Origin of the sequence: Marivita lacus, assembly GCF_014637725.1 — a bacterium.
GTDB lineage: Bacteria > Pseudomonadota > Alphaproteobacteria > Rhodobacterales > Rhodobacteraceae > Marivita > Marivita lacus.
In genome coordinates, this window is sequence record NZ_BMFC01000001.1 from 715,640 (window position 1) to 730,434 (window position 14,795).

At 60.9% G+C, this 14,795-nt stretch carries 11 protein-coding genes; 7 read left to right on the top strand and 4 right to left on the bottom strand.

Going from position 1 to position 14,795, the window contains the following annotated elements:
* The 4 genes from IEV82_RS03495 to IEV82_RS03510 all read right to left on the bottom strand — a co-directional run bounded on the left by IEV82_RS03495 (position 1) and on the right by IEV82_RS03510 (position 4,485).
* Positions 1–1,281 carry a BCD family MFS transporter gene (locus IEV82_RS03495; RefSeq protein WP_188480550.1) on the bottom strand — a complete coding sequence of 427 codons (1,281 nt, stop codon included), beginning with the start codon at positions 1,279–1,281 and terminating at the stop codon, positions 1–3.
* Positions 1,281–2,186: a chlorophyll synthase ChlG gene (chlG, locus tag IEV82_RS03500; protein WP_188480551.1), complete on the bottom strand. Its 906-nt coding sequence runs from the start codon at positions 2,184–2,186 to the stop codon at positions 1,281–1,283. The genes IEV82_RS03495 and chlG overlap by 1 nt, the downstream gene beginning before the upstream one ends.
* A 92-nt stretch (positions 2,187–2,278) precedes the next feature.
* Positions 2,279–3,700 carry a transcriptional regulator PpsR gene (ppsR, locus tag IEV82_RS03505; protein ID WP_188480552.1) on the bottom strand — a complete coding sequence of 474 codons (1,422 nt, stop codon included), beginning with the start codon at positions 3,698–3,700 and terminating at the stop codon, positions 2,279–2,281.
* On the bottom strand, positions 3,700–4,485 hold the full coding sequence (locus tag IEV82_RS03510) for a cobalamin B12-binding domain-containing protein (protein ID WP_188480553.1): 786 nt from the start codon (positions 4,483–4,485) through the stop codon (positions 3,700–3,702). The genes ppsR and IEV82_RS03510 overlap by 1 nt, the downstream gene beginning before the upstream one ends.
* 295 nt (positions 4,486–4,780) lie before the next feature.
* Between IEV82_RS03510 and bchF the strand changes: the two genes are divergently transcribed.
* The 7 genes from bchF to IEV82_RS03545 all read left to right on the top strand — a co-directional run bounded on the left by bchF (position 4,781) and on the right by IEV82_RS03545 (position 14,786).
* Complete coding sequence (gene bchF, locus IEV82_RS03515) at positions 4,781–5,290, top strand: 2-vinyl bacteriochlorophyllide hydratase (RefSeq protein ID WP_188480554.1); 510 nt, start codon at positions 4,781–4,783, stop codon at positions 5,288–5,290.
* Positions 5,287–6,573: a ferredoxin:protochlorophyllide reductase (ATP-dependent) subunit N gene (locus IEV82_RS03520; protein WP_188480555.1), complete on the top strand. Its 1,287-nt coding sequence runs from the start codon at positions 5,287–5,289 to the stop codon at positions 6,571–6,573. Before bchF ends, IEV82_RS03520 begins: the two co-directional genes overlap by 4 nt.
* Positions 6,570–8,126 carry a ferredoxin:protochlorophyllide reductase (ATP-dependent) subunit B gene (gene bchB / locus IEV82_RS03525; protein WP_188480556.1) on the top strand — a complete coding sequence of 519 codons (1,557 nt, stop codon included), beginning with the start codon at positions 6,570–6,572 and terminating at the stop codon, positions 8,124–8,126. Before IEV82_RS03520 ends, bchB begins: the two co-directional genes overlap by 4 nt.
* On the top strand, positions 8,116–11,685 hold the full coding sequence (locus tag IEV82_RS03530) for a magnesium chelatase subunit H (protein WP_188480557.1): 3,570 nt from the start codon (positions 8,116–8,118) through the stop codon (positions 11,683–11,685). Before bchB ends, IEV82_RS03530 begins: the two co-directional genes overlap by 11 nt.
* A 175-nt stretch (positions 11,686–11,860) precedes the next feature.
* Entirely contained in the window at positions 11,861–12,679 is an 819-nt protein-coding gene (gene bchL, locus IEV82_RS03535) for a ferredoxin:protochlorophyllide reductase (ATP-dependent) iron-sulfur ATP-binding protein (protein ID WP_229747669.1), read from the top strand.
* On the top strand, positions 12,679–13,350 hold the full coding sequence (gene bchM, locus IEV82_RS03540) for a magnesium protoporphyrin IX methyltransferase (protein ID WP_188480559.1): 672 nt from the start codon (positions 12,679–12,681) through the stop codon (positions 13,348–13,350). Before bchL ends, bchM begins: the two co-directional genes overlap by 1 nt.
* Complete coding sequence (locus IEV82_RS03545; RefSeq protein ID WP_188480560.1) at positions 13,347–14,786, top strand: PucC family protein; 1,440 nt, start codon at positions 13,347–13,349, stop codon at positions 14,784–14,786. Before bchM ends, IEV82_RS03545 begins: the two co-directional genes overlap by 4 nt.
* Positions 14,787–14,795: the final 9 nt, after the last annotated feature.

A 14,795-nucleotide genomic window follows, 5' to 3' on the forward strand; every position in this document is an offset into this window, starting at 1 on the left:
TCACTCTCCTGCGATCAGTTCGGCTTGTGCGGGGCGGCTCTCCATGATGCGCAGGGCCATAAAGGCGGCGCACAGGAACAACCCGGCTTCGAATACAAAGACGGCCCCGAAGGCCGGTGCGTCGGTGGTCACCGTTCGCATGATGTCGGCAGCAGCGGCACCAGTCAGGCCACCGAACCCGGCGGCAATTGCCTGCGCCGCCCCCCAGAGACCCATGCGGGTGCCTTCGCGCTTCTCCCGACCTTCGCCGGCAAGCGCCATCATCGACCCGATGGCCGCAACTGCGAAGGTGCCGTTGAAGAACCCGAGGGCGAACACGGCGGGCAGCAAGGTCTGGGGCAGGGCATAGCCACCCAGAATGGCGATCACGCACAGGCTTGCTGCCGATCCAAGACAGCCGCCAATGACCCAGTTGCGCAGGCAGCCAAAACGCAGCGCGGTGGCGGCGATGCCGACGGTGAGCATGCCCAGAAAGACCCCACCATTCTGAATGCCGGAGAGCGTTGTGCTTTCCCCCGGTGTGAAGCCGAAGACGAGGCCGGCATAGGGCTCCAGGATCAGTTCCTGCATGAAATAGGCGGTCATCGACAGGAACACGAAGATCGTGAACATCCGCGCCTTGGGTTCGGCCCAGATTTCGGCCAGCCCTTCTCGGAAGGGGATGGGATCGGGTTCGGATGCGACCTCGACACCGCGTTCGATGTGCCACGTGGCAAGCACCGTGATCGCCAAGGCGGTCAGGACAACGCAAGACACCACTTCGATCAGGACAGCAGGTGAGTATGGATCAAGCAATTGCCCGACAACACCGGCGGTCATCGCGATGCCGAAGATCATCATGAGCCATGTGATCGTTGCGGCAGCCGCCCGACGGTGGGGTGCGGTTGCGGTTGCAAGCAGCGCGAGCACAGATGTCCCCGCCGCGCCAGCGCCAAGTCCGATCAGCGCATAGGCGGCAATCGACATGATCAGCCCAATCGCATAGCTCGTTGCCATCTCGACGACGCCCAAGGCAGCAAGAACGCCACCCGCAGCAAGGATCGCCATTCCGCGCAGAATCCACCGCGTGCGGTTGCCACCCTTGTCCGACAGGAACCCCCAGTTCGGGCGCGTGATTTGAATGCCGTAGTGCAGCGCGACCAGCAGGCCCGGCAGAACGGCGGGCAGCGCAAGTTCAACGACCATCAGGCGATTGAGCGTCGATGTGATCAGGACGATGATCGCGCCAAGCGCCATCTGCACCAGTCCGAGGCGGACGATCGAGAACCAGCTCAGGCCCATCAGAACACCTCGACCGCGCGCAGTGCAAAGGCCGACACCATCATGCCGGACACATACATCAAAACGCCCGTCGCGTTGTACCATGGCGCTTTGGCCTTGGGGTCCTTGAGCATGACGGACATTGCCCAAAGTTGACCCAGGAGCAGCGCCAGAACGATGGCGGCATGGGTGGATTGTTCCCAGGATGCCAGGGCAAGAATGACGAAGACCTGTGGCACGAGCATCACGACACAGGCAACCTTGGCGGCCTTCTCGGGACCGAGCGTCACCGGAAGGGAGTTCACGCCCATCTGGGCGTCTCCTTCGAGCGCCTTGAAATCATTCAAGGTCATGATCCCATGCGCGCCGATCCCGTAGAGAAGCGCGATCAGGATAATCGGGCCGGAGGGAAGCGTCTGGCTGAGAACAGCCGCGCCGGTGAACCATGGCAGCGATTCATAGGACAACCCGACCAATCCAGGTCCGAACCAACCGGATCGCTTCAATCTGATCGGTTCGACCGAATAGGCCCAAGCAGCGATGACGCCGACGACCGTGGCGATAAAGCCCCAGGTTCCCAACATGGCGCCGAGCGCAAGCGAAAAGACCGACATTGCAAGCGCGATCCAGAGTCCCCATCGTCCGGGAATGCGTCCAGAGGGGATCGGACGGTTGGGTTCGTTGATCGCATCCACATGCCGGTCGCACCAATCGTTTGCGGCCTGACTCATGCCGCAGACAACCGGACCGGCGAGGATCACGCCCACGATCAACAGCCCCAGATGTTCGCCAATCGCCACACCCGAGGCGACAGCGCCACAGGCATAGGCCCACATCGGCGGGAACCATGTGACGGGTTTGATCAGCTCCAGCATGGCCGAAGGGGCAGGGTAGCGATCGCGGTGTAAACTTACGCTGACAGTCATGTGTCAACTAAATACGACAATTCGATTCACATCAAGCGAAACAGAGCTGTCAAATCAGGTTTTGAGTGGGACGTTCCGATGCTATCGGCGCGTTAATCGCCGTCTCCATCCTTGCTGAGCAGACCGTATTTGCGCAGCTTCACATAGAGGCTCTGACGAGACAGGCCCAGCATCTCGGCGGCGGCGACCCGATTGTTCCGGGTGAGGCTCACAGCCGTTTCGATACACATCTTTTCGACCACGTCGGTGGTTTCGGACACGATTTCCTTGAGCGTGGCAGAGCCAACCAGCTCCATCACGTTGCGGCTGGATTCCTCGCTGGTCTGCATCGGGGCCTTGCGCATGACATCGACGCGGCTGATGTCCCGAATGACAAAGCCCATCGTCGGTTCGCCGCGATCCTCAAAAAAGGTCACCGACATCTCGACCGGCGTTTTGGCACCGAATTCATTGAGAAGCTTGGTGGAATACATCCGCATCTGGCCGGTACGGCGCGCGTTTTCGAGAAGCACGCTCATGTCAATCTGGCCACGGCCAAGAAAATCGGCAAAGCTGCGACCCCGCACATCGCCCGCATGCGCAGCATCGACGAGGTCGAGAAAGGCATCATTGCAGGCTTCTATCGTGCCATTTGCCGTCGTGAAGACAAAAGCGTCGGACCCCTTTTCAAAAACCGAGGCAAGATTGTTGCTGAGGTTGTCGAAGCGCGCCGTGGTTTCATCGGCGGTGGTCAGACGGCAGATCAGGATACGCTCGCCTCCAGCACGGAACACCTGCGGCGCGATCATGACGCGCTGACGCCCGCGCCGGGACTGAACCTCGATGCTGGCATTGCTTTCCGAGATCGACGCGTTGATCAGAGCTTCGGTGAATTCCTCGGGACGCTTGTCTCGGAATTCCTGCGCAAAGGTGCTTCCGATCAGGTCGTCGCGGCTGGATTGCAGAAGCGCTGCCGCCGGGTCGTTCAGGTCCTTGATCTTGCCATCGCTGACCGACACGAAAACGATGTTGTCCCGAACGGTTCTGAGCAAAAGGCGATAGCGGGCGTCAAATTCGCGTCGGGCCTCGTAGCCCTGCTCCAGTGACATCTGGGCCTGAACAAGCTGTTGCTGCGTTTCGGCAATGGGCCGCAGATCGCGCCCCAGCATCAGGAAGGATCCGTCAGACCCGAAGGGGTGAAAGCTGTATCTGACCGGAAACTCCCAGACCGCGTTGTCGGTATGGTTCAGCTCGACGGACCGGGAGGGTATTTCGCCCTTCGCCATCCGGTCCATGACCGCTTCGATCTTGGGACGGCTTTCGCGTGTCAGGAAATCCACGAGAGGACGGCCCTCCCAATGGTTCAGCTTGCCAAAGGATGTTTCGTTCGGATTGATCAGGACGGACAGTATCTTGCCGTTCCGCGACACAACAAGCGCGATATCGGACGCAACGCGGATGATGCTCGACAGAACTTCGGCGTCGATAAGTGGAACGGAGCCGCTACTCCAGAAACTGGACCCACTTGTGTTCATTAGCGCGTCAAAGACCTGTTTCTGGACTTGTTCTTTTCGCACAGCTTCAGCGCAACCTTCACATCGTTTGTCACCAGATCGACATCCGTCTTCTCTTTGACTCCGTCCGCGAGGTTGAGAACAATTCCTCCCAGAACAAGGGGTGGGGGTGCCAGGACACCAGTTCGAATGCGTTTAACCAACTTTGCGATCGATGCAAGCGCGTCGGTACGTGACCCTGAGAACAGGACCAAGTCATAGCTTTCTTCGGACAGGGCCGTGATGATCGTGTCGTCGCGGGCCCCGAACAGAATGCGAACCGAGGCACCGGCCCGCCGCATCTGGGCGGTGGCGACATGCGGCCCAAGCGTGTGGCTGTCATTGCCCTGAAGCAGCAACAAGATGTTGGCACCGTTCGCCATCTCGGAAGGCTTGGCGGCCCAGGGCGGCGCGAGCATGGTCAAAAGCCCCTGCAGACGCGCGGTGGCAATCGTCACCTTGGCGAAACCGATGATATCCTCGCACCACATCCGACCCAGTTCCCGCGCGGCTTGCGGGATATAGATGTCGACGATCTGGTCTGCGCTGATCCTGCGGTCCTTGAGGTCTTCCAGGAGACTTTCGCCGTTGAAGGCCTCGGTCTGGAGGGAGACTTCCACGAGTTTCTGAACGACACTGCTTCGGATCGTCTGTGCGCCCTCTTCGCCCTTGTCGCTCAGAACGGACAGTACGGTCGATGCCAAGGCAGAGATGTCGAGCCGACCGTCCTCATGGGAGATGCGATCTTCGGTATGGTCGCTTACCATTGTCAAACCCTCGTAGCCGATAGCCCATGACACATGTCAGACATATCAGACAGCAGTAGTCTCTGATTCTTGGCCCAGAATGTCAAAGATAATTGACACTAAAACCCGTTCGGCTTTGCTTTCAAGGCCATACCGACGAAAAAAATCCCTAAAAAACATGACTTATCACGAATTTTGGAGAATCATCTCCGAGATTCGTGGCTGAGAAAAGTCGCAGTCCATGAGTGTAAGTTTTAGTTGACACTTGGCCCCGGCAGTAGATACTTTTTAGAGAACAAGAACGGAATCGTAGATTATGCCAGGACTGCAACGCGCCACTGGAAAGCCAGTATTCCTCTACACAGAGGAACAGCGCACACGTCGTGACACCAGCATCTGGACCACCATTCAGGGCGTGCTCGCGCCAATCCAATTCCTTGTTTTCCTTGTTTCTTTGGCGCTTGTGATCCGGTATCTTCTGACTGGCTCCGGGTATGATGCCGCGACGATTTCCATCCTTATCAAGACGGTCTTCCTGCTGACCATCATGGTCACTGGCGCGATCTGGGAAAAGGTTGTCTTCGGTCAGTACCTCTTTGCGCCCGCGTTCTTCTGGGAAGACGTGTTCTCCTTTCTCGTGATCGCGCTGCACCTCGCCTATGTCTGGGCGCTGTTCACCGGCGCGCTTGGCCCGGTCGAAGAGATGTGGCTCGCCCTTGCTGCCTATGCCGCTTACGTCGTCAATGCTGGTCAGTTCCTCTGGAAACTGCGCGTGGCCCGTTTGCAGGCAAGCAGTGTCTCGATCACCGAGGAGGCGACGGCATGACCGAGCAGTTCACACCCCCACCCTCGCGCGGCTGTTCCAACACCCCGGTTCTGAAGCAACGGGGCCAGCACGAGGTGTTCTGCGGTCTGACGGGCATCATCTGGCTGCACCGCAAGATGCAGGATGCGTTCTTCCTTGTTGTTGGTTCGCGCACCTGTGCGCACCTTCTGCAATCCGCCGCTGGCGTGATGATCTTTGCCGAACCACGCTTTGCGACGGCCATCCTGGAAGAGACTGATCTAGCCGGAATGGCCGACGCGCAGCAAGAGCTGGACCGTGTCGTGTCGGAGCTGTTGGAGCGTCGTCCCGACATCAAGCAGCTGTTCCTCGTCGGTTCTTGCCCGTCCGAGGTCATCAAGCTCGATCTCGCCAAGGCAGCCGAACGCATGAGCGCGCAATTCGCGCCGAACGTGCGTGTGCTGAGCTATTCGGGGTCGGGGATCGAGACGACATTCACACAAGGCGAAGACGCGTGTCTGGCCGCAATGGTGCCGGTTCTGCCGCAAACCGATGCGCGCGAACTGCTGCTGGTCGGTGCATTGCCGGACGTTGTCGAAGAGCAGGCCGTTGGCCTGTTGGAAGCAATGGGCATCGGCCCGATCCGTGTCCTGCCCGCCTCGCGCGTCAACAATGAATACGGCATTGGTCCCAACACGCTTTACGCACTGACCCAGCCGTTCCTGACCGACACACACGAAGCGCTGCAGCGTCGCGGTGCAAATCACATCGCAGCACCTTTCCCCTTTGGCGAAGAGGGGACAACCCACTGGCTGCGGGCGATTGCCGATCAGTTCGGTGTGTCAGATGCCAAGTTTGCCGAGGTCACCGACGCGCCCCGCGCCCGCGCCCGCAAGGCTGTCGCTCAGGCGTCCGAGGCCCTGCGCGGCAAATCGGTCTTCTTCTTCCCGGACAGCCAGTTGGAAATTCCGCTTGCCCGGTTCCTGACCCGCGAATGCGGCATGGACGCCGTCGAGGTTGGTGCCCCGTTCATCCACAAGACAGTCATGGCGCCTGACCTCGACCTGCTCTGCGAAGGTCCAGTCATTGCCGAAGGGCAGGACGTGGACAAGCAGCTTGACCGCTGCCGCGCCGCACGTCCCGATCTGACGGTCTGCGGTCTTGGCCTTGCCAATCCTCTCGAAGCCGAGGGCCTGACGACGAAATGGGCCATCGAACTGGTCTTCACGCCGGTGCATTTCTACGAACAGGCCGGTGATCTGGCGGGCCTCTTCTCGCGGCCGGTGCGCCGCCGCAACCTCCTCAAGCTGGAGGCGGCGGAATGAAGCTTACGGTCTGGACATACGAGGGACCCCCGCATGTCGGCGCGATGCGCGTCGCAACGGGGATGACTGGTCTGCATTACGTGTTGCATGCTCCCCAAGGCGACACGTATGCGGACCTCCTTTTTACAATGATCGAACGGCGCAACCATCGCCCGCCGGTCACCTACACCACGTTTCAGGCGCGTGATCTGGGCGCAGACACCGCATACCTGTTCAAGGACGCCGCGATGGCCGCTTATGAGCGGTTCAAGCCCGAAGCGATGATCGTCGGCGCGTCCTGCACCGCCGAACTGATCCAGGACGATCCCGGTGGTCTTGCGGAAACGCTTGGCCTGCCGATCCCGGCGATCCCGCTGGAACTGCCCAGCTACCAGCGCAAGGAAAATTTCGGCGCGGACGAGACGTTCTTCCAGATCGTCCGCCACCTGGCCCGGCCGATGGAAAAAACCGCGCGCGTCACCGCCAACCTGATCGGCCCCACCGGCCTTGGCTTCCGGCACCGCGACGACATCGTCGAAGTGACCGGTCTGCTGATGGACATGGGGATCGAAGTGAATGTCACGGCCCCGATGCCCGCGTCGCCCTCGGACATCGCCAAGCTGGGACAGGCGCATTTCAACGTGTTGATGTATCCCGAAACGGCCGAAACCGCCGCCCGTTACATGGAGCGCGAATTTGGCCAGCCCTACACCAAGGTGGTTCCCATCGGCGTCGGCGCGACCCGCGATTTCGTGGCCGAAGTGGCGAAACTGGCCGGTGTAGAGCCTGTTCTGGACGACAGCCGCCTGCGTCTGCCGTGGTATTCGGCCAGCGTCGACAGCACCTACCTGACCGGCAAGCGCGTGTTCCTGTTCGGCGACGGCACGCATGTCGCCGCCTGCGCCCGCGTCGCCCGCGACGAGATGGGTTTCGAGGTGGTGGGCATGGGTTGCTACAACCGCGAACAGGCCCGGATGCTGCGCGGTGTCGCCAAGAATTTCGGTGTCGAGCCTCTGATCACCGACGATTACCTCGAGGTTGAACGCCGGATCGAGGAGTTGGCCCCCGAGATGATCCTCGGCACCCAGATGGAGCGGCATATCGGCAAGCGCCTGGGCATCCCCTGCGCCGTGATTTCCGCGCCAGTGCATGTACAGGACTTCCCGGCCCGCTACAGCCCGCAAATGGGAATCGAAGGCGCGAACGTGATCTTCGACACCTGGGTGCACCCGCTGGTCATGGGGCTGGAAGAACATCTGCTGACAATGTTCCGCGAGGATTTCGAATTCCACGACGATGCCGGGGCCAGCCATCACGGCCACAAGGCCAAGCTGCGCGAGGTCGGTGCTGCTGACAGCGCTGAAACAGAGACTGTTACACCTCAACCGATGCAGGCCAATACCGGCCCGGTCGAGATTGTCTGGCTGCCCGCCGCCGAAAAGGAACTCAAGAAAATCCCGTTCTTCGTGCGCGGCAAGGCCAAGCGCAATACCGAAACCTACGCGAGCGAACGCGGCGTGGCCGAGATCAGCGTCGACACCCTTTACGAGGCGAAGGCCCATTATGCGCGATAGTTTCAACGAAACCCGGGCGTATAACATCGCCATCATTACGCTGGACAGTCATTCGGCTGGCCCCGTGGCGCGGGCATCGCTGAAACTGGCGCAGGATTTCCCCGGTCTGACCGTCACGGTCCACGCCGCCGCCGAATGGGCGGAAACGCCCGAAGCGCTGGCCGAGGCTAAGGCCGCGATTGCCAATGCCGACATGATCATGGCGAACCTTCTGTTCCTCGAAGAACATATCTCGCCGATCATCGACGATCTGCATGCCGCGCGTGACCGTGTCGACGGGATCGTTGGCGTGATCGCGGATGCGCAGATCATCAAGCTAACCAAGCTGGGCAAGCTCGACATGAGCAAGCCTGCATCCGGCCTGATGAAGATTCTCAAGTCGCTCAAGCCCAAGTCAAGCGATTCCGAGGTCGAGAAGGGCGAAAAGCGCATGCAGCAGCTGCGCCGCCTGCCCAAGATGCTCAAGCTGATCCCCGGCAAGGCGCAGGATCTGCGGTCCTGGTTCCTTGTCATGCAGTATTGGCTGGGCGGCTCTGACGACAACATCGAAGCAATGGTGCGCTACCTGCTGGGCAAGTACGCCAAGGGTCGTGAAGAATGGCTTGGCGCTGTGGCCGAAGCACCGATCGAATACCCGGATGTGGCTCTGTATCACCCCGATCTGCCTAATCGGATCACAACCGACATGGCCGATCTGCCGCGTCCTGCCGAGGTCAAGGCGACCATCGGGCTGTTGATGATGCGCTCCTACGTGCTGGCCAACGATACCGCGCATTACGACGCCGTGATCCGCGCCTTCGAGGCCAAGGGTCTGGCCGTTGTTCCGGCGTTCGCAGGTGGGCTTGATGGCCGTCCGGCCATCGCGTCGTTCTTCCGCAAGGATGGGCAGACGACGATTGATGCAATGGTGTCTCTGACCGGGTTCAGCCTGGTCGGCGGTCCGGCCTATAATGACAGCATTGCAGCCGTCAGTGTTCTGACAGAGCTCAACGTGCCTTACATCGCCGCGCATCCGCTGGAATTCCAGACGCTGGGTCAGTGGGCGAATGGCGATCAGGGTCTTGGCCCGATCGAGACCACCATGCTGATCGCTCTGCCTGAACTGGATGGCGCGACCTGCCCGACGGTGTTCGGCGGGCGTCATGGCCCTGACGGTTGCAACGGCTGCCATCACCTTTGCCCGTGCGACGCCCAGAGCAAGGCGATGGCACCCTGCCGTGAACGCATCGAGAGCCTTGCGGAAAAGACGCTGCGGCAGGCGACCCTGCGGCGCAAGCAGAACGCGGACAAGAATGTCGGCATCGTCCTTTTCGGGTTTCCGCCCAATGCCGGTGCTGTCGGGACCGCCGCCTATCTCAACGTGTTCGAGTCGCTCTTCAACACGCTGCACGCGATGAAGGCCGATGGCTATGATCTCGAGCCCCCTGAAACGGTGGCCGCCCTGCGCGCCATGGTTCTGGAAGGCAATTCCAAGCAATACGGACAAGAAGCCAATGTCGCCGCCCATGTGAGCGCCGACGACATCGTCCGCAATACGCCGCCCCTGAAAGCCATCGAAGCGGTGTGGGGACCTGCGCCGGGCAAGATCCAGTCTGATGGGCGCGGTGTGTTCGTTCTGGGCGCGCAATTCGGCAAGGTCTTTGTCGGCGTGCAGCCCACCTTCGGCTACGAAGGCGATCCGATGCGCCTGCTGTTCGAAAAGGGCTTTGCGCCCACCCATGCCTTTGCAACCTTCTACCTGTGGATGCGCAACACGTTCAAAGCGGATGTTGTCCTGCATTTCGGCATGCACGGCGCGTTGGAATTCATGCCGGGCAAGCAGGCGGGTCTTGGCGCGCGCGACTGGCCGGATCGCCTGATCGGTGAAATGCCCAACGTCTATCTCTATGCGTCCAACAACCCGTCCGAGGCCGCTTTGGCAAAACGTCGGTCTGGCGCCGTAACAGTGACACATCTGACACCGCCACTGGCGCAATCGGGTCTTTACAAGGGTTTGCAGGAACTCAAGGACAGCCTGACTCGCTGGCGGTCAATCGGCCCGAGCGACCACGAACGGCTTGAATTGGAAACACTGATCGCCGAACAGGCCGAAGCGGTCGACATGCACGGCATTGCGCCCGGTGCGCTCTGGCTCAAGCTGCTGGAAACCGAAGACGCGCTGATCCCGGACGGGCTTCATATCGTGGGCAAGATCTTCAGCGACGATGCCCGCGCCGAATACCTGAGGCTGATCGAGACAGCGGATTCCGAGACGAAGGCCAAGGTCGATCATCTGCTGCAACAGGAAACCGAACTCTCGGGGCTGCTGCGGGCGCTGGGCGGTCGGTTCACACCGCCGGTGCCCGGTGGCGATCTGATCCGGTCCGCCGATGTGCTGCCCACGGGCCGCAACATCCATGCCTTCGATCCGTTCCGCATGCCCACCGAATTCGCCTGCCGTGATGGCGCGAAGCAGGCGGAACTGTTGCTGGCAACGCACAAGACCCTGCCGCGCACGGTTGCGCTCGTGCTTTGGGGGTCGGACAACATCAAATCCGATGGTGCGCCCTTGGCGCAGGCCCTGGCCCTGATCGGTGCGAAACCGCGCTTTGACAGCTTTGGCCGGTTGTCCGGTGCAGACCTGATCCCGCTGGAAGAACTGGGTCGTCCCCGCATTGACGTTGTGATGACGCTGTCGGGCATTTTCCGCGATCTTCTGCCTTTGCAGACCCGCATGTTGGCCGAAGCGGCGAAGAAGGCGGCAGAGGCGGATGAACCACTTGAGATGAACTTCATCCGCGCCCATGCTTGGGTCTATGCGCAGGAAAACGGTGTCGATCTGGAAACCGCCGCGCTGCGCGTCTTCTCGAATGCCGAAGGTGCCTATGGGTCGAACGTCAACGCGCTGGTCGACAGCTCGGCGTTTGGTGACGAAGATGAGCTGGCCGACGCCTACGAGGCGCGCAAATCGTTCGCCTACGGGGTGAACGGCAAGGCCGTGTCAAATCATGCGCTTTTGCAAGAGACGCTCAAGACCGTCGATGTGGCGTATCAGAACCTCGAATCCGTCGAGTTGGGTGTGACCACGGTCGATCACTACTTCGACACGCTTGGCGGCATCTCCCGCGCAGTAAAGCGGGCGCGGGGCGGTCAGGAAGCGGCAATCTACATTTCCGACACCACCCGTGGCAATGGCAAGATCCGGACGCTTCAGGATCAGGTCGCGCTGGAAACCCGCGCGCGCAGCCTGAACCCGAAATGGTTCGAAGGCATGCTCAAGCACGGGGCCGAAGGTGTCCGCCAGATCGAGGCTCAGGTCACCAACACGATGGGGTGGTCCGCCACCACCGGCAAGGTCGAGCCTTGGGTCTATCAGCGCCTGAGCGAGACCTTTGTTCTGGACGCCGACATGCGCGCACGCCTCGCCGACCTGAACCCGACCGCATCCAGCCGCATGGCGAACCGCCTGCTCGAAGCGCACGACCGCAACTACTGGCATCCCGACGCCGAAACTCTGGCCGCGTTGCAAGACGCTGCCGACGCTCTGGAAGATCGCCTTGAGGGGATCGCCGCAGAATGAGCGCCAACACGCATAACCGGAGGCCCACATGAGCCCACTTGACGCAAAAAGCCCGCCCGCTGCCCGCGCCGCACTTCGCGAAGCCGCAGGTCTGGAAGCGCGCGGTCTGTCCACGCCGCCCGTTCTGAGAGGTCAGGACGGCGAAGGATCGGTGCAGGTGCATCAGGACAACTCGATGAAGATCGAGGGCGCCAAGGTGTTCGCAGTCTATGGCAAGGGCGGAATCGGCAAATCGACCACCTCGTCGAACCTGTCTGCCGCCTTTTCGATGCTGGGAAAGCGCGTGCTTCAGATCGGATGCGACCCCAAGCATGACAGCACCTTTACCCTGACCGGCAAGTTGCAGCCCACCGTCATCGACATCCTCAAGGAGGTCGATTTCCATGCCGAGGAACTGCGCCCCGAGGATTTCATGGCCGATGGGTTCAACGGTGTGAAATGCATCGAGGCCGGCGGCCCGCCCGCCGGGACCGGCTGTGGTGGTTATGTCGTTGGCCAGACCGTGAAACTGCTCAAGCAGCATCACCTGCTGGAAGACACCGACGTCGTTCTGTTCGACGTGCTGGGAGACGTTGTGTGCGGTGGCTTTGCCGCGCCGCTGCAGCATGCAGACCGCGCCGTGATCGTGACGGCAAACGATTTCGACAGCATCTACGCGATGAACCGGATCATTGCCGCCGTGCAGGCCAAGTCGGCCAACTACAAGGTGCGGCTTGCGGGCTGCGTTGCGAACCGCTCCAAGGACACGGACGAGGTGGATCGCTACTGCAATGAAATCGGCTTCAAGCGCATCGCGCACATGCCCGATTACGACGCCATTCGCCGGTCGCGGCTCAAGAAGAAGACGCTGTTCGAAATGCCGGACGAGGAAGACATCGTCATGGCCCGCAAGGAATACATCCGCCTTGCCGAGACGCTGTTCAACAGCACCGAGTCGATGGCGCCTCAACCGCTCGAGGACCGGGACATTTTTGAACTTCTGGGGTTCGATTGATGAGCTACGACGCCACACGCGATCGGGTCGAGCATTATTTCGACCGTACGGCCACAAAGGTCTGGGAGCGTCTGACGTCTGACGCGCCGGTCAGCCGTATTCGCGAAACCGTTCGCAAGGGCCGGGACCAGATGCGCGTCAAGTTGCTGTCGTCCCTGCCGGCCGACCTGACAGGCCTGCGTGTTCTGGATGCGGGCTGTGGCGCCGGGCAGATGACGCAGGAACTCGCGCTGCGGGGTGCCGACGTGGTTGCGGTCGATATCTCGCCGACGCTGGTCAAGATCGCACAGGACCGTCTGCCCGAGCATCTGAAGCACAAGGTCAGGTTTGCGAGCGGCGACATGCTGTCGGCGGATCACGGTGGGTTCGACCATGTGATCGCGATGGACAGCCTGATCTATTACACCGAGACCGATATTCGCGGCGCACTGGCCAAGCTCGGAGAGCGGACGCGCGGGTCGATTGCGTTCACCGTTGCACCGCGCACGCCGCTGCTCATGACGATGTGGTACGCGGGCAAGGCTTTTCCTCGGTCTGACAGGTCGCCTGTCATGATCCCGCACGAGCCGCGTCGGCTGGGAAAAACAGTCTCTGACATTGGCCAGATCAGCGATCTGGGTCGTGTGAATTCCGGATTCTACATCAGCCAGGCTTTGGAGTTCCGGCCATGATCGTAAGCCGCTCTCAGGTGAAATCCTTGGGCATGAGGATGCTGCCGTTTTCGGACGCGGCCTCTGATGATCTGCCCTTGGGTCAGCTGTTGCGGCTTGCCTTGTTCCAGATTTCTGTCGGCATGGCGGGTGTCATGCTTCTGGGTACGCTGAACCGTGTCATGATCGTTGAGCTGTCGGTTGCGGCCACGCTTGTGGCGGTGATGGTCGCGCTTCCTGTCCTGATTGCTCCGTTCCGGGCGCTCTTGGGGTTCAAGTCTGACAATCACCGCTCGGCCATCGGCTGGAAGCGCATTCCCTACCTCTGGTTCGGCACGCTCTGGCAGTTCGGCGGGCTTGCCGTGATGCCGGCCTGCCTGTTGGTGCTTGGCGGCGATGTCACCCATGACGTGCCTTTTGCGGGTGAAGTCCTTGCAGCGCTGGCCTTCATCATGACCGGCTTTGGCATGCACATGACGCAGACCGCTGGTCTTGCCCTTGCTGCGGACCGGGCGACGGACGAAACGCGGCCGCGTGTCGTGGCGCTGCTCTACGTGATGTACCTTGTGGGCATGGGTGTTTCTGCCATCGTGATCGGTTGGCTGCTGCGGGATTTCTCGGGTCTGTTGCTGATCAGCGTCGTTCAGGGATGTGCGGTCGTCACGCTGGTGTTGAACGTGATCGCGCTTTGGAAACAAGAGCGCGTGCGCCCGATGTCGAAAGAGGACCGCGAGGCGCCGCAACCTTCGTTCAAGGATGCGTGGACGGATCTGACATCTGGCGGAACCGCAGGGCGCCTGCTGGCCGTGGTGTTCGTCGGGACAATGGCGTTCAACATGCAGGACGTTCTGCTGGAGCCGTATGGCGGTGAAATCCTTGGGTTGAGTGTGTCCTCCACCACCTTGCTGACGGCGACATGGGCGCTGGGCGCGCTGATTGGGTTCGCATTGGCCGCGCGAGTGCTCGCCAAGGGGGGCAACACGTATCGGATGGCCTCCGTGGGTCTGCTGGCCGGCGTTGCAGCGTTCAGCATCGTGATCTTTGCCGCGCCGATGAATTCGGCCTTCCTCTTCTTTCTCGGTGCAGGGCTGATCGGGTTCGGCAGTGGATATTTCGCGATCTCGACGCTGACCGCTGCAATGACCCTGCCTGTCGAAGGTCTGGCCGGACGCGGGCTTGCGCTGGGTGCCTGGGGTGCTGCGCAGGCCACTGCAGCCGGGCTGTCCACTCTGATCGGCGGCGCCACTCGGGACGGGGTCAACATGTTTGCCATGTCCGGAAGCTGGGGAGAGGCGCTTGCCACGCCGACGACCGGTTATTCCGTCGTTTACCATATCGAAATCGGGCTTCTGTTCGCGACGCTCATCATCCTTGGCCGTCTTGTGAGCCAGAACAGAAACACCTTCACCATCAACCAGAAACCGACAGGGCTGGGCCTTGCCGATTTCCCAACCTGACCAAGGCCC

What these genes read in the sequence shown, in the direction of transcription:
- bchF (WP_188480554.1), top strand. Translation starts at nt 4,781, where the DNA reads ATGCCAGGACTGCAACGCGCCACTGGAAAGCCAGTATTCCTCTACACA.
- bchL (WP_229747669.1), top strand. Translation starts at nt 11,861, where the DNA reads ATGAAGATCGAGGGCGCCAAGGTGTTCGCAGTCTATGGCAAGGGCGGA.
- ppsR (WP_188480552.1), bottom strand. Translation starts at nt 3,700, where the DNA reads ATGAACACAAGTGGGTCCAGTTTCTGGAGTAGCGGCTCCGTTCCACTT.
- IEV82_RS03510 (WP_188480553.1), bottom strand. Translation starts at nt 4,485, where the DNA reads ATGGTAAGCGACCATACCGAAGATCGCATCTCCCATGAGGACGGTCGG.
- chlG (WP_188480551.1), bottom strand. Translation starts at nt 2,186, where the DNA reads ATGACTGTCAGCGTAAGTTTACACCGCGATCGCTACCCTGCCCCTTCG.
- IEV82_RS03520 (WP_188480555.1), top strand. Translation starts at nt 5,287, where the DNA reads ATGACCGAGCAGTTCACACCCCCACCCTCGCGCGGCTGTTCCAACACC.
- IEV82_RS03530 (WP_188480557.1), top strand. Translation starts at nt 8,116, where the DNA reads ATGCGCGATAGTTTCAACGAAACCCGGGCGTATAACATCGCCATCATT.
- IEV82_RS03545 (WP_188480560.1), top strand. Translation starts at nt 13,347, where the DNA reads ATGATCGTAAGCCGCTCTCAGGTGAAATCCTTGGGCATGAGGATGCTG.
- bchM (WP_188480559.1), top strand. Translation starts at nt 12,679, where the DNA reads ATGAGCTACGACGCCACACGCGATCGGGTCGAGCATTATTTCGACCGT.
- IEV82_RS03495 (WP_188480550.1), bottom strand. Translation starts at nt 1,281, where the DNA reads ATGGGCCTGAGCTGGTTCTCGATCGTCCGCCTCGGACTGGTGCAGATG.
- bchB (WP_188480556.1), top strand. Translation starts at nt 6,570, where the DNA reads ATGAAGCTTACGGTCTGGACATACGAGGGACCCCCGCATGTCGGCGCG.